At 66.0% G+C, this 18,323-nt stretch carries 19 protein-coding genes; 8 read left to right on the top strand and 11 right to left on the bottom strand.

The genetic code is table 11. The features are described from left to right. Window positions 1-15: 15 nt before the first annotated feature. From AQ611_RS13120 to AQ611_RS13110, 3 genes are all read left to right on the top strand, one after another. Entirely contained in the window at window positions 16-426 is a 411-nt protein-coding gene (locus AQ611_RS13120) for a group II truncated hemoglobin (protein ID WP_069234768.1), read from the top strand. 112 nt (window positions 427-538) lie between these two features. Further along, on the top strand, window positions 539-1,270 hold the full coding sequence (locus AQ611_RS13115) for an alanyl-tRNA editing protein (RefSeq protein ID WP_069234767.1): 732 nt from the start codon (window positions 539-541) through the stop codon (window positions 1,268-1,270). Window positions 1,271-1,409: 139 nt separating this feature from the next. After that, a complete protein-coding gene (locus AQ611_RS13110; RefSeq protein WP_083237319.1) occupies window positions 1,410-2,162 on the top strand; it encodes a DUF924 family protein in 753 nt (250 codons plus the stop codon). A 472-nt stretch (window positions 2,163-2,634) separates the two neighbouring features. On the opposite strand, the gene AQ611_RS13105 is transcribed toward AQ611_RS13110, so the two are convergent. The 11 genes from AQ611_RS13105 to AQ611_RS13055 form a co-directional block, all read right to left on the bottom strand. Then, the gene (locus AQ611_RS13105; protein ID WP_069234766.1) at window positions 2,635-4,596 is read right to left on the bottom strand and encodes an ArnT family glycosyltransferase; all 1,962 of its coding nucleotides are present in this window, start codon (window positions 4,594-4,596) and stop codon (window positions 2,635-2,637) included. 415 nt (window positions 4,597-5,011) lie between these two features. Beyond that, on the bottom strand, window positions 5,012-5,770 hold the full coding sequence (locus tag AQ611_RS13100) for an SDR family oxidoreductase (protein ID WP_069234765.1): 759 nt from the start codon (window positions 5,768-5,770) through the stop codon (window positions 5,012-5,014). 115 nt (window positions 5,771-5,885) lie between these two features. Further along, window positions 5,886-6,473: an LOG family protein gene (locus AQ611_RS13095; protein WP_059513140.1), complete on the bottom strand. Its 588-nt coding sequence runs from the start codon at window positions 6,471-6,473 to the stop codon at window positions 5,886-5,888. Next, window positions 6,470-7,195 (bottom strand): TetR/AcrR family transcriptional regulator, encoded by a 726-nt coding sequence (locus AQ611_RS13090; protein ID WP_059513142.1) that lies wholly within the window; start codon window positions 7,193-7,195, stop codon window positions 6,470-6,472. The genes AQ611_RS13095 and AQ611_RS13090 overlap by 4 nt, the downstream gene beginning before the upstream one ends. Before the next feature lie 202 nt (window positions 7,196-7,397). Next, entirely contained in the window at window positions 7,398-7,925 is a 528-nt protein-coding gene (locus AQ611_RS13085) for a diacylglycerol kinase (RefSeq protein ID WP_069234764.1), read from the bottom strand. Window positions 7,926-7,933: 8 nt separating this feature from the next. Continuing rightward, on the bottom strand, window positions 7,934-8,968 hold the full coding sequence (locus AQ611_RS13080) for a glycosyltransferase family 4 protein (RefSeq protein ID WP_059513146.1): 1,035 nt from the start codon (window positions 8,966-8,968) through the stop codon (window positions 7,934-7,936). A gap of 20 nt (window positions 8,969-8,988) precedes the next feature. After that, window positions 8,989-9,924 carry a UDP-2,3-diacylglucosamine diphosphatase gene (locus AQ611_RS13075; protein ID WP_069234763.1) on the bottom strand — a complete coding sequence of 312 codons (936 nt, stop codon included), beginning with the start codon at window positions 9,922-9,924 and terminating at the stop codon, window positions 8,989-8,991. 77 nt (window positions 9,925-10,001) lie between these two features. After that, the gene (locus tag AQ611_RS13070; protein ID WP_069234762.1) at window positions 10,002-10,529 is read right to left on the bottom strand and encodes an RDD family protein; all 528 of its coding nucleotides are present in this window, start codon (window positions 10,527-10,529) and stop codon (window positions 10,002-10,004) included. 7 nt (window positions 10,530-10,536) lie between these two features. Then, window positions 10,537-11,298, bottom strand: a complete 762-nt coding sequence (locus tag AQ611_RS13065; protein WP_059513152.1) for a DUF3106 domain-containing protein — start codon at window positions 11,296-11,298, stop codon at window positions 10,537-10,539. Between the two features lie 27 nt (window positions 11,299-11,325). After that, a complete protein-coding gene (locus AQ611_RS13060; protein WP_069234761.1) occupies window positions 11,326-11,754 on the bottom strand; it encodes a DUF3619 family protein in 429 nt (142 codons plus the stop codon). Further along, the gene (locus AQ611_RS13055; RefSeq protein ID WP_059513156.1) at window positions 11,751-12,311 is read right to left on the bottom strand and encodes an RNA polymerase sigma factor; all 561 of its coding nucleotides are present in this window, start codon (window positions 12,309-12,311) and stop codon (window positions 11,751-11,753) included. Before AQ611_RS13055 ends, AQ611_RS13060 begins: the two co-directional genes overlap by 4 nt. A gap of 644 nt (window positions 12,312-12,955) precedes the next feature. Here AQ611_RS13055 and AQ611_RS13050 point away from each other — a divergent pair. From AQ611_RS13050 to pssA, 5 genes are all read left to right on the top strand, one after another. After that, window positions 12,956-14,719 carry an acetolactate synthase 3 catalytic subunit gene (locus AQ611_RS13050; RefSeq protein ID WP_069234760.1) on the top strand — a complete coding sequence of 588 codons (1,764 nt, stop codon included), beginning with the start codon at window positions 12,956-12,958 and terminating at the stop codon, window positions 14,717-14,719. 111 nt (window positions 14,720-14,830) lie between these two features. Further along, a complete protein-coding gene (gene ilvN / locus AQ611_RS13045) occupies window positions 14,831-15,322 on the top strand; it encodes an acetolactate synthase small subunit (protein WP_059513160.1) in 492 nt (163 codons plus the stop codon). A gap of 43 nt (window positions 15,323-15,365) precedes the next feature. Then, complete coding sequence (gene ilvC, locus AQ611_RS13040) at window positions 15,366-16,382, top strand: ketol-acid reductoisomerase (protein WP_069234759.1); 1,017 nt, start codon at window positions 15,366-15,368, stop codon at window positions 16,380-16,382. 117 nt (window positions 16,383-16,499) lie between these two features. Further along, window positions 16,500-17,150: a phosphatidylserine decarboxylase gene (locus AQ611_RS13035; RefSeq protein ID WP_059513164.1), complete on the top strand. Its 651-nt coding sequence runs from the start codon at window positions 16,500-16,502 to the stop codon at window positions 17,148-17,150. Between the two features lie 16 nt (window positions 17,151-17,166). Then, a complete protein-coding gene (pssA, locus tag AQ611_RS13030) occupies window positions 17,167-18,048 on the top strand; it encodes a CDP-diacylglycerol--serine O-phosphatidyltransferase (RefSeq protein WP_069234758.1) in 882 nt (293 codons plus the stop codon). Window positions 18,049-18,323: the final 275 nt, after the last annotated feature.

Genomic DNA, 18,323 nt, shown 5'->3' with positions numbered 1-18,323 from the left:
TGGATCGATGTTTGCATGACCGATGTGACCGATGACGCGCCGTCGCAGCCGACGGCGTTCGAACGGGTGGGCGGCGAGGCGCGCGTGCGCGAGCTTGTCGACCGCTTCTACGACTTGATGGATCTCGAGCCCGAGTTCGCCGGGATTCGCGCGCTGCACCCGCCGGCGCTCGACGGCTCGCGCGACAAGCTGTTCTGGTTTCTGTGCGGCTGGCTGGGCGGGCCCGATCATTACATCGAGCGCTTCGGCCATCCGCGGCTGCGCGCGCGGCATCTGCCGTTTCCGATCGGATCGTCGGAGCGCGACCAGTGGCTGCGCTGCATCGCATGGGCGATGGAGAACGTCGGCATCGACGAACCGTTGCGCGAGCGGCTGATGCATTCGTTCTACGATACGGCCGACTGGATGCGCAACCGTCCTGGTTGAAACGCCGGTACGCCGCCGCACGCGCGAGGCGCAACCGCCTCTGTCGAACGGCATGCGCGGCGCTGCATACTGCCCGCTCCGATCACCCTCGATATGCCAGCCGAGTTTTCCGATGCCCACCCATGCTTTGTTTCGCGAAGACGCCTATTTGACCCATTGCGACGCCACCGTGACGGCCGTCGATGAAGCCGGCATTCATCTCGACCGGACCGTGTTCTATCCGCTCGGCGGCGGCCAGGCGGGCGACAGCGGCACGCTGACATTGCCGGGCGGCGCGACGCTCGCGATTGCCGACACGCGCAAGGCCAGGTTCGACGGCGCGACGCCCGACGATGCCGTGCATGTGCCCGCACCGGGGCAGCACACGCTCGCCGCGACGCTGAAGCCGGGCGACAGGATCGCTGCCGCGATCGATTGGGCGCCGCGGCATCGGCGCATGAGGCTGCATACCGCAAGCCATCTGTTGTGCGCGGTGCTGCCTTATCCGGTCGACGGTTGCAGCGTGAGCGCCGATTACGCGCGGATCGATTTCGCGACGACCGAGCCGATCGAGCGCGAGTGGGTCGACGCGCGCTTGGCCGAACTGGTTGCCGGCGCGCATGCGGTGTCCACCGAATGGATCACCGACGACGAACTGGCCGCGCGCCCCGAACTCGTGCGCACGATGAGCGTGAAGCCGCCGATGGGGCTGGGGCGCGTGCGGCTGCTGCGGATCGAAGGCGTCGATCTGCAACCGTGCGGCGGCACGCATGTGCGCAATACCGCGGAAATCGGCGTGTTGCGCGTCGCGAAGCTCGAGAAGAAGAGCGCGCGCACGCGTCGTCTCGTGCTGGAGTTGGGATGACGCGGATGACGCGGCGCGGCGTGCCGGCTGCGTGCGATACGCGGGGTGTGCGGCGCGCATGGAACGTTCGACGCGTTTGATCGGTCTTTAGTGTCTGAAGCGCCGAGCATCTCGACGCGCCCAAGCCCGGAACACCACCATGTCCCCATCACCCGACGATCTCGAAGCACCCGGCGCAAACGCGCCGGGCGAAGCATGCGCGGCGCGCGGCGCGCCAACGCAGCCCAGCGTACCCGGCCGCGCCGGCGAAGCCGTGCCGGACGCGCCGAGCACTCGGAACGCTGCGGGCGCTCCGGACGATTACGCGGCGCTCGATCCCCGCGCACGCGATGTGCTCGATTTTTGGTTCGGCGCCCCCGCCGATCCGGCATTCGGCCATGCGCGCAAGCAGTGGTTCAATGGCGGCGAGGCGTTCGATGCGCAAATACGCGAGCGCTACGGCGCGCTGGTCGGCGCGGCGACGGCGGGCGCGCTCGACGCCTGGGCGCAACGTCCGCTCGGCGCGCTCGCGGTGATCTTGGTGCTCGATCAATTCTCGCGCAACATCCATCGCGGCACGCCGCTTGCCTATGCATCCGACCGGCACGCGCTTGCGTATGCGAAGGCGCTCGTCGCATCCGGTGGCGACCGCGCATTGCCGACCGGCCATCATCGCGCATTTGCCTATCTGCCGTTCGAACACGACGAATCGCTCGACAGCCAGCGCGAAGCGGTGCGCCTGTGCGCGCAGATCAAGCACGAGGCCGGATGCAGCGACTATTACGACCATGCGCTGCGCCACGCGGCCGTGGTCGAGCGCTTCGGGCGGTTTCCGCATCGGAACGCGATTCTCGGGCGCACGTCGACCGACGGCGAAATCTCGTTTCTCAAGACGCCAGGCTCGTCATTCTGAGCGGTTTAACCGTCGATGGCGCTGGGCGCGATGGTGCGGGCCGTTTCCGGCAACCGTCGGTTGTGCCGTGAGACTTTGACGCAATGTATTCGCACGGCGGGCGGTGCGTGCCGCGATCGACAGGGATTTCGGCAGGCCGGCGAGCGGTGAACGGCAGCGGGCTCCGAGGAAACTGAATAGTGCTTTCGACAGAGCAGGGCGTGCGTATACCGAGGCGATGCCGAGCCTGTCGCGACACGGTCAGGCCATCGCGATCGCCGGCAGCCGGCGGGCAGGACGCTCGCGCGATGACGCGCGCGTGACGAACTGAAGCGGGCCATCGAGCGTTCCCGCTTTCGATCGACGCCCGCGCGGCATGCGCGCCGCGCCGCGCCGTGCGCCGAATCAGCGCGGATACACTCGTCGTCGCCGGCACGCGCCCAGGCGCTTCGTGGCCCGCTGCGGAGCGCTTGAAGCGCTGCCGCTGTTTAGTTCACGGCCGGCCGTCGCCTGCCACGGAGGGCGCGGCCGCCGTTTTCGCGAACAGTGGCGTGCGCACGTACACGCGCAACATCTCCTGCGTATCGCCCGGCCGTGCGCCCGACCAGAACGGCTGCCAGGTATCGTCGAGCTTGGGTGGTTGATCGCGAGTGCCTTGCACGATGAGCCACGTGCACGCGCTCGCGTCGGGTTGATCGGTCGGCTGATGCAGAATGCCCGAGAAGTAATAGAGCATCGGCGCTTCCGATTCGCCCAGACCGACGCTCGCCATGCAGTCGCCGTCGTTCCATTCGAGCGCGAGCCGCTGGCTCAGATCGTCGAACACGGACCGGTAGCTCTTCGCGACGTCGAGCCACGGCAGCAGCAACGTAAACACGAGTCCCCATCCGACGATCACACCCATCGTCCACGACAGCGCGCCGCGCCACTTGCCCGCGAGCCGCAGCGTCGGCAGCAGCGCGAGCCAGCCGATCGTGAGTGCGAGCGCCGGCAGCACGAGCGCGGGCTCGAACGGCATCGTCCAGTCGAGCGGCAGCCAGCGCCCGAGCCAGGCGATGGCCGCATGTGAGGCGTCGCGGCTGGACATCAGCGACCAAACGATCCACGCCGCCGCGGCTACGCTGCCGAACAGCAGCCGGCTCGCATAGTCCCACGCGGTGGCAAGCCGCTGCGGCATGCGCCCGACCGCCTGCGCGGCGACCAGCGCGAGCGGCGCGATGAAAGGCAGGATATACAGTTGCCGGGCGGTGGCCGACAGATGCAGCACGACGAGACCGATGCCGGCGAACACGAGCGGCAGCGCGACGCGCGGGGCGCGCCATTCGCGCCACAGGCCGAGCGCGAGCGCGGCGAGCGCGAGCGGGCCGGCCGGAAAGCCGACTGTCAGCAGCGCCCGCCAGATGAACAGCGGTTTGTCGTTTTCGGCGCCGAGCGTCGGCACCGAAAAACCGAAGAAGCGCCCGACGTTGTTGTCCCAAAACCAAGTCATGAACAGCGACTCGGAGCGCAGCCACAGCGCGACCGGCCAGATCAGCGCGAACGGCGCGCACGCGAGCGCGGCAATGCCGAGCGAGCGGGCGAACGAACGGCTGCGGCAACCGGGGTACAGCGCGAGCATGGCGAGCGTCGTCGCGCCGAACACGAGCGGCACGAACAATCCCTTCGACATCAGCGAGATGCCGACACCCGCGCCGAACAGCAGTGCCGCGAAGCCATTCGAGCGGCCTGGCTGGCTCGACAGGCGCGGGTCGTCTTCTGCATCGTCCACGCCGCCCGCGTGCCGGTGCACGAGTTCGAGCAGCCCGCAAAAGCCGATCGCGGCGCCCGCCATCAACGCGACGTCGGTCATCAAATCGTGCGAGTGTTTGACGACAACGAGCGAGCCCGCGGCAAGCGCGACGGTGCCGATGACCGGCAGCGAGAGCCAGCGCGACTCGCCCGTCGCGACACGCGCGGCGCGCGCGGCGAAGCCGAATGCGAGCGCGGCGAACAGCGCGCTCGCGAGCCGCGCTGCGTCGTGCAGCGGCAGATAGCGTTCGAAGAGCCACGCAAGGCTTGTCGCGACCCAATCGAAGAGCGGCGGTTTTTCGAGGAACGGCTGACCGGCATTGGTCGGTACGACGAGGTCGCCGCTTTCGAGCATGTGCTGGATGATGCCGAACGTATAGGTTTCGTCCTGCTTCCACGGATCGTGGCCCAGGATGCCCGGCAGCAGATACGCGCATAGCACGGCCGCCGCGACGAGCCATACACGCAACCCGGCGAACGCCGTGCGTCCGGCTTGCGCGCGGGGGATGCGCGCATCGGCGGCGCGGCCATGCTGGCCGGCCGCGGCCGGTGCGACGGCCGTTAGCGCGGCGGCCGTCGTGGCATGCGGGCCCGTTTGGGATCGGTGAATGTGTTGAGCCGCGGCGGGCACACGCGAGTGCCCGTCGCCGGGTGTGCTTCCCTGCATCTGGTGATCTCTTGATGGATGCGCGGCCGGCTGGATGGATCAAGCTGGATCAAGCCGGTCGTGAGGCCGCGCAGCGGCGCTGACGCCGAAAAGGCGGATGCGGCAGTCCAGCCCGCGCCGGACGTTAGTAGACCACGGGGTTGTTACGAATGTTTACGAAAATTGTGAGGGAATGCAGCGAAATGAGAGGGAATGTAGAGTTTTGTATTCGAGCACACCAACCATCGAGGGCGCTTGGCGGCAACGTGGGCGAGCAGGTATGGCGGCATGGCACGCGATGCGCGGCCGATTTCGTGTGCCGGATGCCGCCGTATGGCTATGCTGCCGGCCAAGCGGCCAAGCGGCCAAGCGGCCAAGCGGCCAAGCGGCCAAGCGGCCAACCCGCCAACCCGCCAACCCGCCAAGTGCCGGCCTGCTAGCGTCCTCCGCCGACGTCGAGCAGCGCGCCGTTGACATATGACGCCGCGTCGCTGATCAACCAGACGATCGCCTCGGCGACTTCCGCCGCCTCACCGGCGCGCCCCAGCGGCGCGAGCGAACCGAGCCGCGCGGCGCGCCCGGGCTGGCCGCCGCTTGCGTGGATCTCGGTTTCGATCAGACCGGGGCGTACCGCATTCACCCGCACGCCGTGCGGGCCGAGTTCCTTCGATAGGCCGATCGTCAGCGTATCGATCGCGCCTTTCGAGCCCGCATAGTCGACATATTCGTTCGGCGAGCCCAGGCGAGCGGCGATCGACGACACGTTGACGATCGCGCCGCCCGCGCCGCCGCGGTTGGTCGGCAGCCGCCGCGCCGCCTCGCGCGCGCACAGGTACGCGCCGAGTATGTTGGTATCGAACACGCGCGAGAGGCGCGCGAGATCCATGTCGGCGAGCGGCAGCGACGGTGCGACGATCCCCGCATTGTTGACGAGCGCGTCGAGCCGGCCGAATGCTGCTTGCACCGCATCGAACATTCCAATCACGTCGGCTTCGCACGTGACATCGCCGCGCACGACGCAGGCATTGCCGCCCGCGGCGCGCACGGCGTCGGCGCTCGCTTCGGCCGCTGCGGCGTCACGCGCGTAGTTGACGCCAACCGACCAGCCGCGCGCGCCGGCGGCAAGCGCGGCCGCGCGGCCGATGCCGCGGCTCGCGCCGGTGATCAGGACGACTCGGGCGGATGGATTCGTCATGGTTTGGATTTTGGCCGTTACGGAAGGGGCGGCGGGCAAGGCGGGCGAAGCGCCGCCAACGCAACAGCGCCATCAGCAGACAACGCAACAGCGCGCAACGCGCCCGCGGCGCTCCTCAGGCTTCCTGTTCGGACAAATATTCCCACTTGTCGCGCGCGGGCGGCCGATAGCGGACGATCTGCTCGATCAACGCGTCGGGTGCGGCGTCGACGCACAGCGCGTCGAAATAGACGCGCTGCATGAAACCTTCGTCGACCGTGTGCTTGAGCAGCGCAAGCAGCGGTTCGTAGAATGCATCGATGTTGTAGAGCGCGATCGGCTTGCGGTGATAGCCGAGCTGCGCCCATGTGTAGACCTCGAAGAACTCTTCGAGCGTGCCGGCGCCGCCGGGCATCGCGACGAACGCATCGGCGAGATCGGCCATCATCTTCTTGCGGTGATGCATGTCGGGCACGACGTGCAGCTCGGTCAGGCCGGTGTGGCCGACCTCCTTGTCGACGAGCAGCTCGGTGATCACGCCGATCGCGCGGCCGCCCGAGGCGAGCACCTCATCGGCGATCACCCCCATCAAGCCGACGCGTCCGCCGCCGTACACGAGCGTCAAGCCCGCCTGCGCGAGCGCGCGGCCGAACGCGCGCGCGGCGTCCGTATATGCGGGCTTGGCGCCGTGTGCGGAGCCGCAATATACACAGACCGTCTTCATTGCTTCGCATCCTTGTCCTTGCGCGGCGAACCGTCGCGCGGGGGCAGGTAGTCGTGGAACTCGCGCTTGGGCAGCTTGCCGGACACGATGTCGTCGAAGATCTGCCGCGAGCGGCCCCGCAGATACGGGGCTATCACCGAGATCACGTGCATGCTGACCTGATGCAGTTCCTCGCGGATCGCGTCCTGATCGTTGTATTTGCGAGGGTGCATCACATACTGATACGACAGCCAATAGGTAGCGATGACGGCCATGTTGGTCGCGATCACTTCGATTTCGGCGGGCGCCGCGACGAGTTCGTTGTCGGCTGCGAGCAGCTCGCACATCTCGCGCGCGAAGCGAACCTTGTGGCTGATGATTTGCTTGAAGTGCGTCTCGAGCGTGCGATTGCGTGCGAGCAAATCGTTCAGATCGCGATAGAGGAAACGATAGGTCCACATGAAGTCGGCCATGTACTGCAGATACGACCAGGTTTCGTCGATCGTTGGCCGGTGATCATCAGGAAAGCGCAGGCGCCGTTCGATCTGCTGCTCGAACTGCGCGAAGATGCTGTTGATGATGTCGTCCTTGTTGCGGAAATGGTAGTACAGGTTGCCTGGACTGATTTCCATTTCCTCGGCGATCGTCGTCGTCGTCACGTTCGGCTCTCCGATCTCGTTGAAAAGCTTCAACGACAACTCGAGAATCCGTTCGCGCGTCCGGCGGGGAGGTTTCGCTTCCATGTCGTCCGGCCCAGTGTTCGCCGGACTTGGCGGGCGTTGCCATGTTTGCTGCTTATGTCGTCCGGCGCGGTTGCTGTTCTATAACTATCAACCGATTATAAACCGCTCAGTTGCGCGTCCGGCGGTATTTCGTGATTCGGGCATACCCGGCTGTGTTGCGATGCACACAGGTGCACCGGGTTGCACGTCCGGCCGGCGGCGCTCAGCCGGCAAGCCGATGCCAGACGAGCGGCCCGAGGATGAGGCCCCAGGTCAGGACGCACACGCCGAGTGCAACCGTCACCGCCGCGCTGCCGAGATCCTTCGCGCGCTTGGACAATTCATGGCGCTCGAGCGAGATCCGGTCGATGGCGGCTTCGACGCTCGAATTCAGCAGCTCGACGATCAGCACGAGCAGCACCGAACCGATGAGTAGCGCGCGCGAGGCCGGCTCGACGGGCGCGAACGCGCCGATCGGCAGCAAAAGCACGGCGAACGTGAGTTCTTGACGAAACGCGCTTTCCTCCCGGATCGCCACGCGAAAGCCGTTCACCGAATGCTTGAGTGCGTACCACGCGCGCGCGATGCCGCGATTGCCCTTGTACGGATTGTGCGGCAGCGGCGCGAGCGGATCGTCCGGTCCGAGCGGCTCGTGCGTATCGAACGTTTCAGACGGCGCGCCCGGCATGCGCGTCGCGCGCGCGGCGGGCTGGCGTGACGGCGGGCTGGGGTGGGGCGCTTTCGCGCGCATGGTCGGTTTCAAACGGTTGCGCCTTCGGGGCGGGAGCAGGCGGTTTTCGCGAGCGGCTTCAAATGCGAGGCGAATTGCTCGGACGCCGCACGCCAGGAGAATCGCTCGGCCCACGCCCGCGCGTGATGCCGCTCGATCTTCAGCGCCTCGAGGCACGCTTCGCGCAAATCGTCGCTCATCGAGCCCGCGCCGCCGTTGCCGAGCACGTCGACGGGCCCCGTCACCGGATACGCGGCAACCGGCGTGCCGCAGGCGAGCGCTTCGAGCAGCACGAGGCCGAAGGTGTCGGTGCGGCTCGGAAACACGAACACGTCGGCGGCCGCGTAGACCTTGGCAAGCTCCGCCTGGGACAGCACGCCGAGGTAATTCGCCTCGGGGTAGCGCGATTTGAGCTCGGCGAGCGCGGGGCCTTCGCCCGCGACCCATTTCGAGCCCGGCAGATCGAGCTTCAGGAATGCCTCGACGTTCTTCTCGATCGCCACTCGCCCGACATACAGGAAGATCGGCCGCGCGGTGTTCAGCACTTTCGACTCCATCGGACGGAAGATGTCGAGATCGACGCCGCGCGTCCACAGCACGACATTGCGAAAGCCGTGTTGCTCGAGATCGTCCTTGACGACGGGCGTCGGCGCCATCACCGCGAGCGAGGCGCCGTGGAACCAGCGCAAGAAGCGATAGGTGGCCGTGAGCGGGATGCCGAAGCGCGCGTGCACGTACTCGGGAAAGCGCGTGTGATAGGCGGTGGTAAACGGCAGCTTGCGCGCGCGCGCGTAGCGGCGCGCCGCCAGCCCGAGCGGCCCTTCCGTCGCGATGTGCAGCGCGTCGGGCTCGAACGCGTTGAGCCGTTCTCGCAGGCGCCGGTACGGCAGAATCGACAGCCGGATCTCGGGATAGGTCGGGCATGGCACCGTGCGGAACTCCAGCGGCGTCAACAGCTCGACGCGATGGCCGAGCGCGGTCAGCTCGCGCGCGGTGCTTTTCAGCGTGCGCACGACGCCGTTGACTTGCGGCTCCCACGCATCGGTGATGATCATGATTTTCATCGCAGGCAGTCCTCCGAGGCTCACGCGGGGGCTTTCGTCTTGCGCGCTGGCGCGGCGCCGGGCGAGCGGATGACGGTCCAGTGGACGACTTTCAACTCGCCTTCCGTCGTCTCGACGAGCGCGGACAGGCTTTCGACCCAATCGCCGTCGTTGCAGTACAGCACGCCGTCGATTTCGCGGATCTCCGCCTTGTGGATGTGGCCGCAGACGACGCCGTCGCAGCCGCGGCGGCGCGCTTCGTCGGTCATCACCGCCTCGAACGACGAGATGAAATTCACCGCGTTCTTCACCTGGTGCTTCAGGTACTGCGACAGCGACCAGTATTGGAATCCGAAGCGGCTCCTGATCCGGTTGAACCAGCGGTTCAGCACCAGAATCAGCGTATAGAGCGTGTCGCCGAGATACGCGAGCCACTTCGCATGCTGGATCACGCCGTCGAACAGGTCGCCGTGCACCACCCACAAACGTTTGCCGGACAGCGTCGTATGAAACGCCTCGCCGCGCACCTGGATCTCGCCGAACGCGAGGTCGCAGAACTGGCGCGCGGCCTCGTCGTGGTTGCCCGGGATGTAGACGACCTGCGTGCCTTTTCTCGCCTTGCGCAGGATTTTCTGGACGACGTCGTTGTGCGTCTGCGGCCAGTACCAGCCTTTCCTCAGCTGCCAGCCGTCGATGATGTCGCCGACGAGGTACAGGTATTCGGACTCGTTGTGCTTGAGAAAATCGAGCAGATAGCTCGCCTGGCAACCGCTCGTGCCGAGATGGATATCCGACAGCCAGATCGTCCGATAGCGGTGCGGCGCAGGTTCCGAATCTTCATGCCGTGTGGCCGGCGCGGCCGGCGTGGCCGGCGGGGTGAGCATTTCGCTTGCCGCCGAGCCGGACAGAAATGCGCTGGCGGTTTCGAGGCCGCCGGGGTGACGAAATAAGGAAGTCGCGGACGTTCTTTTGCCCATGCATGACTCGCGCCAATTGACGTTATCGGCATTGCGCCATGCGGGCGTGACTGTGCCATGACAGTCACGAAATGTTCTTATGCTGCAACTTTACCCGCGCGCGGGACGTCGACGATGCAGGTGCCGGCGAGGCGGTCGTGCGGGAATTGGCGGCTCGGATGCACGCGGGCGGCGAGCACCCAGAGCGCAAACCAGACAGCCGCTGCCGCCAGCGTGCGCGGTAACGGGAAGCCCGCGAGCGGGTGCAGCGCGAGCGGGGGCAGGAACCACAGCCAGCCGAGCGCGTAGCGCGCGATCGCGCGGCCGAACGACAGCGGCGCGCCGCCGGCGGTCTCGACGCGCAACCGCCAGGTTTTCATCGGCAGCGTCTGGCCGCCGTGCGTCCAAAACCAGACGAAGTACGCGCCGGCGACGAGCGCGATCCACGCGGCGAGCAGCCGCCGGTGATCGAGACCGCTGTGCTGCTGAAATACGATGCCGAACGCAAGCGCGGCGAGAAACACGACGCCGAACAGCAGCAGGCTTTCATAGACGAGCGCGGCGAGCCGGCGGCGTAAGCTCGGCGGCGCGTCGGTTGCGGTCGGCGGCGGCGTCACGGCGCGCATGGCTCGCTTACGAGCCGTTGAAAATCGACGGAGCCTCGGACGGCGAGACGGGGGTCGGCGTGACGGGCGCGATGATGCCGGGTATGACCAGCGTGGAGGCCGGCGCGGGGGCCGCGGGCGCACTCGCCGGCACCGCGGGCGGTGCGGCATTCATCGCGACGGGCGCGCTCGCCGGGTGCCGGTCGTGGGCATTCACGAGCCGGCTGATGTCACGGTCGCTCTTGCCGGTAGGCGGCGCGCTGACGACGGTGGGCCGGCGCCGGCGCTCGGCTGCCGCGAGCTTTTCCTTCTGCTCCGGCGACAATTGCTGGTACGCCTTCCATGCTTTTTCGCGCGCCTGCTCCGGCAGATCCTTCGACACTTGGTAGTTTTCGCGCGCGACGCGGCGCTCCTCAGGCGTCATGCGGGCCCATTCGGCCATCCGTTCCTGTAACCGTTTTTGCGCCTCCGGCGTCATCTTCGAAAAACGGGCGGCGATTTTGAGCCATTTACGCTTGCGCGCGTCGCTGAACGAATCCCACTGATTCTCGAACGGCGCGAGCGCGACGCGCTGTTGCGGCGTGAGGCGCGCCCACGACAGCGGCCCCGACGCCGGCAGCGCCGGCAACTCGCTCGTCAGCGCAAGCGCCGCCGACGCGAGCGCAGGCGCGTTCGCGACCGCTGCCGCGGCCGCCGGCTGAGGATGAAAGCGCGGGTAGGTGGCGACATACGCGACGGCAAGCGCGATCGCGCAGCCAAAAAAAACAGCCAGTCCCCGTTTTTGACTCACCCGTGCGTTCCCCTTGTTGCTTATGCGTTAGTGGGCGTGCGAAAGATAGGCGTTGAACCCGTGATCGAGATACGCATCGAGGGGCAGGTTGTCGCTCAGCATGGCCGCGTCGATGTCGGCCAGCTCCGCGGTGCGCTGCATGTCCTCCCAGTACGCAATGCCGACGAGCCCGGCGAGCAGCAGCACGAGCGGCCACGCGCCGATCAGCCGGCGGCCGAGCGATTTGCGGTGCGGCGTGCTGTCCGGCATGCGCAATTCGAGCGCGCCGGTGCCCCCCGCGAGCGCGGGCACGAGCACGATCGACGCATCGGGCTTCTTGCGGGCGAGCGCCGCGCGGCGGGCGGCGGCCAGACGCTGCGCCGTCGACGCGGGCAGCGCGGCCGCGCGCTCGTCAAGGGCGCGCCGGATCTTGAACGCAAGTTCGAGTTCTTCCTTCGTGGCGGGAGCGGAGCTCATAGCGTGATTCCTTTGGCCTTGAGCGCCAGCGCCAATGCGTGAGTGGCCCGCGAGCAGTGCGTCTTGACGCTGCCTTCGGAGCACCCCATGGCGGCGGCTGTCTCGGCGACATCCATATCTTCCCAATAACGCATCAGGAAGGCTTCCCGTTGACGCGCCGGAAGCTTCTGGATTTCCTCGTCGATCAGCGTGAGCACCTGCTCGCGTTCGAGCCGGGTTTCGCTGCTTTCGATGCCGTCGCCGTCCGCCGATTCTAGCGTTTCGAGCGGGTCGAATTCGTCGTCGTCGGTGCTGTTGAGCGACGAAAACAGGCTGACCCACGTATTGCGCACCTTTTGTCTGCGGAAATGATCGTGGATCGCATTCTGCAGGATGCGCTGAAAGAGGAGCGGCAACTCGGCAGCCGGGCGGTCGCCGTATTTCTCCGCGAGCCGGATCATTGCGTCCTGCACGATGTCGAGGGACGCATCGTCGTCGCGTACCGCATAAGCGGCCTGCTTGAACGCGCGCCTTTCGACGCCCGCCAGAAAATCGGCGAGTTCCTTTTCTGATGCCATGCCGTGAAGGTCCGCGCTGCGCGTTCTCGTCGCGTAAAAAGTCGGAAAAAATTCGTAAAACCCGCGGATGCTAACAAATTTTCGCGCGAGAGGGCACCTTGTTTGGGCCTTCCGGCCGCATGAGCCGGCGCTCGCGGCGGTTTGCGCCACATTGCGGCGGCGCGGGCCGCGAGGCCGCGGCGGCAGGCAGGCACATGGACGATACACGGCGGCGAGCCGGTCGGCCGGATCTCGGGCGCAGGAGTCGATCCGGCTGATCTCGAATCGAATATCGAATGTCGGGCGCAGGTGCCGTAACACGCGATCAAGCCTGGATTCGAACACCGGCATCGGGATCGGTCAAATGCCACACCGCAAGAGCGGGCCGCGCACGTTCGGGCAGCGGGGTGCGGGCGGCGGCACCGCTCGCGGCGAATATCGGACGCGCGGCATGCCGAAACAGGGTTTGATGCATTGCGGGATTTTCTGCTTGACCGCTTGCTGGGGAGACGCTATCGTCGACAGTTCGCAACATAAAGTGACAGTCTCAATTGAGGCCGGCCCAAGAAGCCCGCCTTTCAAATGGACGCGCCGCTTGAACCCGAGCCACAAGCCCGGCAGAGAGCACCCGATCAATTTTTTGCCGAAAATTCGAAAGGTCTACGATGAATATGCCCAGCGCGGAATTTTCCACGTCGGAATCCCTTTCTCCTCAGAAAACCGGCTCCATCGGCGCCACCGTGCTCATGAAGGCACTGGCCGACGAGGATGTCGAATTCCTCTGGGGTTACCCTGGCGGCTCGGTTCTCTATATTTACGACGAGCTGTACAAGCAGGACAAGATCCAGCACATCCTGGTACGCCATGAACAGGCCGCCGTGCACGCCGCCGACGCGTATTCGCGCTCGACGGGCAAAGTCGGCGTCTGCCTCGTCACGTCCGGGCCGGGCGTCACGAACGCGGTCACGGGTATCGCGACCGCCTACATGGATTCGATTCCCCTCGTCGTGATCAGCGGCCAAGTGCCGACTGCCGCGATCGGTCAGGATGCGTTCCAGGAGTGCGACACCGTCGGCATCACGCGCCCGTGCGTGAAGCACAACTTCCTCGTGAAGGACGTGCGCGAGCTGGCGGCGACCGTCAAGAAGGCTTTCTACATCGCGCGCACCGGGCGTCCCGGCCCGGTCCTCATCGATATCCCGAAGGATGTGTCGAAGACGCCGTGCGAGTACGAGCCGCTCAAGAACGTGGCGTTGCGCTCGTACAACCCGGTCACCAAAGGTCATTCGGGCCAGATCCGCAAGGCGGTCTCGCTGCTGCTGTCCGCGAAGCGTCCGTATATCTATACCGGCGGCGGCATCGTGCTGGCCGAGGCGTCGCGCGAGCTGAACCAGTTCGCCGATCTGCTCGGCTATCCGGTCACGAACACGCTGATGGGCCTGGGCGGCTATCGCGCGTCGGACAAGAAATTCCTCGGCATGCTCGGCATGCACGGCACGTACGAAGCGAACATGGCGATGCAGCACTGCGACGTGCTGATCGCGATCGGCGCGCGCTTCGACGACCGCGTGATCGGCGATCCGGAGCACTTCGCGTCGCGGCCGCGCAAGATCATCCATATCGATATCGATCCGTCGTCGATCAGCAAGCGCGTGAAGGTCGACATTCCGATCGTCGGCGACGTGAAGGAAGTGCTCAAGGAGCTGATCGAGCAGCTGCAGACGGCCGAGCACGGCCCTGATGCCGACGCGCTCGCGCAATGGTGGAAGGATATCGAAGGCTGGCGTGCGAAGGACTGCCTGAAGTTCGACCGCGAAAGCGAGATCATCAAGCCGCAGTACGTGGTCGAGAAGGCATGGGAGCTGACGGACGGCAATGCGTTCGTGTGCTCCGACGTCGGCCAGCACCAGATGTGGGCCGCGCAGTTCTACCGCTTCAACAAGCCGCGCCGCTGGATCAATTCGGGCGGCCTCGGCACGATGGGCTTCGGCCTGCCGGCGGCGATGGGCGTCAAGATGGCGCATCCGGACGACGACGTGCTGTGCATCACCGGCGAAGGCTCGATCCAGATGTGCATCCAGGAGCTGTCGACCTGCAAGCAGTACGACACGCCCGTCAAGATCATTTCGCTGAACAACCGCTATCTCGGCATGGTCCGGCAGTGGCAGCAGATCGAATACAGCAAGCGCTATTCGCATTCGTACATGGATGCGCTGCCGGATTTCGTGAAGCTCGCCGAAGCATACGGCCACGTCGGGATGCGCATCGAGAAAACCGCGGACGTCGAGCCGGCGCTGAAAGAGGCGCTGCGCTTGAAGGACCGCACCGTGTTCCTCGATTTCCAGACCGATCCGACCGAGAACGTCTGGCCGATGGTTCAGGCCGGCAAGGGCATCACCGAGATGCTGCTCGGCTCCGAAGATCTGTAACGGCGCGACGCGCTCGGCTTCGCGGGCAGCCGCCTCCATGAAGGGCGGCGCGGCGCGCGGGCGGCGTGCGGCGCAGGCGAATCGATACGGAACACACTGGAAGAAGCGAACATGAGACACATCATTTCCGTGCTGCTCGAAAACGAACCGGGCGCGCTGTCGCGCGTCGTCGGCCTGTTCTCGGCGCGCGGCTACAACATTGAAACCTTGACGGTGGCGCCGACCGAGGATCACTCGCTGTCGCGTCTGACCATTGTCTCCATTGGCTCCGACGACGTGATCGAACAGATCACGAAGCATTTGAACCGCCTGATCGAGGTGGTGAAGGTGGTGGACCTGACCGACGGTGCGCACATCGAACGGGAGCTGATGCTGATCAAGGTGCGCGCGGTCGGCAAGGAGCGCGAAGAGATGAAGCGGATGGCGGACATCTTCCGAGGCCGCATCATCGACGTGACCGAAAAGACCTACACGATCGAATTGACGGGCGCGAGCGACAAGCTCGACGCATTCATCCAGGCGCTGGACGCGGGCTCGATTCTCGAGACGGTGCGCACCGGCAGCTCGGGTATCGGTCGCGGCGAGCGCGTGCTGAAAGTCTGAACAACGAATCTCATTGAATTACCGAATTAGCCAAGGAGCGATCATGAAAGTTTTCTACGACAAGGATGCCGACCTTTCCCTCATCAAGGGCAAGCAGGTCACGATCATCGGCTACGGCTCGCAAGGCCATGCGCACGCGCTGAACCTGAAGGACAGCGGCGTGAACGTGACGGTCGGCCTGCGCCGCGGCGGCGCGTCGTGGAGCAAGGCCGAGAACGCGGGCCTCGCGGTCAAGGAGGTCGCGGAAGCGGTAAAGGGCGCGGACGTCGTGATGATGCTGCTGCCCGACGAGCAGATCGCCGATGTCTATGCAAAGGAAGTGCACGCCAATATCAAGGAAGGCGCGGCGCTCGCGTTCGCGCACGGCTTCAACGTCCATTACGGCCAGGTGATTCCGCGCGCGGATCTCGACGTGATCATGGTCGCGCCGAAGGCGCCGGGCCACACGGTTCGCGGCACGTACTCGCAGGGCGGCGGCGTGCCGCACCTGATCGCGGTCGCGCAGGATAAGTCGGGCGCGGCGCGCGATATCGCGCTGTCGTATGCGGCGGCCAACGGCGGCGGGCGTGCGGGCATCATCGAGACGAACTTCCGCGAAGAGACCGAAACCGACCTGTTCGGCGAGCAGGCCGTGCTGTGCGGCGGCACCGTCGAGCTGATCAAGGCGGGCTTCGAGACGCTGGTCGAGGCAGGCTACGCGCCGGAGATGGCGTATTTCGAGTGCCTGCACGAACTGAAGCTGATCGTCGACCTGATCTACGAAGGCGGCATCGCAAACATGAACTATTCGATCTCGAACAATGCCGAGTACGGCGAGTACGTGACGGGCCCGCGCGTCGTCACCGAAGAGACGAAGAAGGCGATGAAGCAATGCCTGAAGGACATCCAGACCGGCGAGTACGCGAAGAGCTTCATTCTCGAGAACAAGGCCGGCGCGCCGACGCTGCAATCGCGCCGCCGCTTGACGGCCGAGCACCAGATCGAGCAGGTCGGCGCGAAGCTGCGCGCGATGATGCCGTGGATCGCGAAGAACAAGCTCGTCGACCAGACGAAGAACTAAGTCGCGCGCTTTATCCGGCCCCGGATCGGGGCCGGACTCGAAAGCCGCCCGAAGGCGTCAGTGCCGCGGGCGGCTTTTGCTATCCTACGGGCTTTGCCATTCAACGAAGAACGAACCATGAATTATCCTCATCCGATCATTGCGCGCGAAGGCTGGCCGTTTATCGCGATCGCGGCCGTCGTCGCGCTGCTGATCCACGCCATCGGCGGGTTCGGCCTCGCATGGCCGTTCTGGCTGCTGCTTGTCTTCGTGGTCCAGTTCTTCCGCGATCCGCCGCGGCCGATCCCGACCCAGCCGAACGCGGTGCTTTGTCCGGCCGACGGCCGGGTCGTGGCGGTCGAGATCGCGCAGGACCCGTATGCGCAACGCGAAGCATTGAAGATCAGCGTGTTCATGAACGTGTTCAATGTCCACTCGCAGCGCTCGCCCGTCGACGGCGCGGTGCAGAAGGTCGAGTATTTTCCGGGTGCGTTCCTCAATGCGGCGCTCGACAAGGCGTCGGCGGAAAATGAGCGCAACGCGGTCGTGATCCAGACGACGGGGGGCCAGACAGTGACGGCCGTGCAGATCGCGGGCCTCGTCGCGCGCCGGATTCTTTGCTACGTGCGTGCGGGCGAACCCGTGACGCGCGGCCAGCGCTACGGCTTCATCCGCTTCGGCTCGCGCGTCGACGTGTATCTGCCGAAGGGCAGCCGTGCGCGCGTGACGATCGGCGAAAAAGTGTCCGCGTCGTCGACGATCCTCGCCGAGCTGCCAGAGCAACAGTAAGCGGGAATACGTATCGATGGCTGCACTCAAACCGCGCCGCCCGCGCAATGGCAAAGCCCCGTGGCCGCGGTCGTTTCGCCGCAACAAATCCGTTGCCGCCGCGCCGGATCTGGCACCCGTCGAAGGGCGCCGCGCCGCGCGCCGGCAGCAATTCCTGAGAACGCGCGGCATTTATCTGCTGCCGAACGCGTTCACCACGGCCGCGCTCTTTTGCGGCTTCTTTGCTGTCGTGCAGGCGATGAACGTCCGTTTCGAGACCGCGGCGATCGCGATCTTCGCAGCGATGGTGCTCGACGGAATGGATGGCCGCGTCGCGCGGCTCACGCATACGCAAAGCGCATTCGGCGAGCAGTTCGACAGCCTGTCGGACATGGTGTCGTTCGGCGTCGCGCCTGCGCTCGTGATGTACGAATGGGTGCTGAAGGATCTTGGCCGCTGGGGGTGGCTTGCCGCATTCGTCTACTGCTCGGGCGCGGCGCTGCGTCTCGCGCGTTTCAACACGAATATCGGCGTCGTCGACAAGCGCTTCTTCCAGGGGCTGCCGAGCCCGGCCGCCGCGGCGCTGATCGCGGGCTTCGTGTGGCTCACCGTCGACAATCGCGTGCCGGTGAAGCTCGGCTGGCTGCCGTGGGTCGCATTCGCGCTGACGGTTTACGCGGGCGTGACGATGGTGTCGAATGCGCCCTTTTATAGCGGCAAGGCGCTCGACGTCCGCCACCGGGTGCCGTTTGCGGCGATCCTGCTCGTGGTGGTCGCGTTCGTGCTCGTTTCGTCCGATCCTCCGCTGATGCTGTTCGGCTTGTTCGTGCTGTACGGGCTGTCCGGCTATGTGTTTTGGGCGTATATGGCGGTGCGCGGCCGGGCGAATCCGGCACGCTCGTCGCAGCGCGAGCATTGACGGCCCGCCGCGCTTGATGCGCCGCAGTGTGATGTAACGGGGACGGCGGCCGGTTTGGCCGCCGTTTTCTTTGGCGGGCCGCAGCGGTGGTTTTTCCCGCGCGGCGCATGCCGTTCCCGGCTTTGCGCCGACGCCCGTCCAGGGCAAAACCGTGCCGCGGCGCGCGGCGGGCGCGTGGGGAAGCCGCCGATTGCGCGCGACCCGGAATGCCGCTATAGTCGCCAGCATGACCGCATCCTCCCGCCTTTCTCTTCTTCTAGCCGGCGCGCCGCTAC

The organism is Burkholderia singularis, assembly GCF_001718875.1.
GTDB classification, from domain to species: Bacteria; Pseudomonadota; Gammaproteobacteria; order Burkholderiales; family Burkholderiaceae; genus Burkholderia; species Burkholderia singularis.
The sequence above is the reverse complement of the archived record's forward strand: the minus strand, read 5'-3'. Positions and strand labels throughout refer to the sequence as shown.

What these genes read in the sequence shown, in the direction of transcription:
- AQ611_RS13120 (WP_069234768.1), top strand. Translation starts at nt 16, where the DNA reads ATGACCGATGTGACCGATGACGCGCCGTCGCAGCCGACGGCGTTCGAA.
- AQ611_RS13115 (WP_069234767.1), top strand. Translation starts at nt 539, where the DNA reads ATGCCCACCCATGCTTTGTTTCGCGAAGACGCCTATTTGACCCATTGC.
- AQ611_RS13110 (WP_083237319.1), top strand. Translation starts at nt 1,410, where the DNA reads ATGTCCCCATCACCCGACGATCTCGAAGCACCCGGCGCAAACGCGCCG.
- AQ611_RS13105 (WP_069234766.1), bottom strand. Translation starts at nt 4,596, where the DNA reads ATGCAGGGAAGCACACCCGGCGACGGGCACTCGCGTGTGCCCGCCGCG.
- AQ611_RS13100 (WP_069234765.1), bottom strand. Translation starts at nt 5,770, where the DNA reads ATGACGAATCCATCCGCCCGAGTCGTCCTGATCACCGGCGCGAGCCGC.
- AQ611_RS13095 (WP_059513140.1), bottom strand. Translation starts at nt 6,473, where the DNA reads ATGAAGACGGTCTGTGTATATTGCGGCTCCGCACACGGCGCCAAGCCC.
- AQ611_RS13090 (WP_059513142.1), bottom strand. Translation starts at nt 7,195, where the DNA reads ATGGAAGCGAAACCTCCCCGCCGGACGCGCGAACGGATTCTCGAGTTG.
- AQ611_RS13085 (WP_069234764.1), bottom strand. Translation starts at nt 7,925, where the DNA reads ATGCGCGCGAAAGCGCCCCACCCCAGCCCGCCGTCACGCCAGCCCGCC.
- AQ611_RS13080 (WP_059513146.1), bottom strand. Translation starts at nt 8,968, where the DNA reads ATGAAAATCATGATCATCACCGATGCGTGGGAGCCGCAAGTCAACGGC.
- AQ611_RS13075 (WP_069234763.1), bottom strand. Translation starts at nt 9,924, where the DNA reads ATGGGCAAAAGAACGTCCGCGACTTCCTTATTTCGTCACCCCGGCGGC.
- AQ611_RS13070 (WP_069234762.1), bottom strand. Translation starts at nt 10,529, where the DNA reads ATGCGCGCCGTGACGCCGCCGCCGACCGCAACCGACGCGCCGCCGAGC.
- AQ611_RS13060 (WP_069234761.1), bottom strand. Translation starts at nt 11,754, where the DNA reads ATGAGCTCCGCTCCCGCCACGAAGGAAGAACTCGAACTTGCGTTCAAG.
- AQ611_RS13055 (WP_059513156.1), bottom strand. Translation starts at nt 12,311, where the DNA reads ATGGCATCAGAAAAGGAACTCGCCGATTTTCTGGCGGGCGTCGAAAGG.
- AQ611_RS13050 (WP_069234760.1), top strand. Translation starts at nt 12,956, where the DNA reads ATGAATATGCCCAGCGCGGAATTTTCCACGTCGGAATCCCTTTCTCCT.
- ilvN (WP_059513160.1), top strand. Translation starts at nt 14,831, where the DNA reads ATGAGACACATCATTTCCGTGCTGCTCGAAAACGAACCGGGCGCGCTG.
- ilvC (WP_069234759.1), top strand. Translation starts at nt 15,366, where the DNA reads ATGAAAGTTTTCTACGACAAGGATGCCGACCTTTCCCTCATCAAGGGC.
- AQ611_RS13035 (WP_059513164.1), top strand. Translation starts at nt 16,500, where the DNA reads ATGAATTATCCTCATCCGATCATTGCGCGCGAAGGCTGGCCGTTTATC.
- pssA (WP_069234758.1), top strand. Translation starts at nt 17,167, where the DNA reads ATGGCTGCACTCAAACCGCGCCGCCCGCGCAATGGCAAAGCCCCGTGG.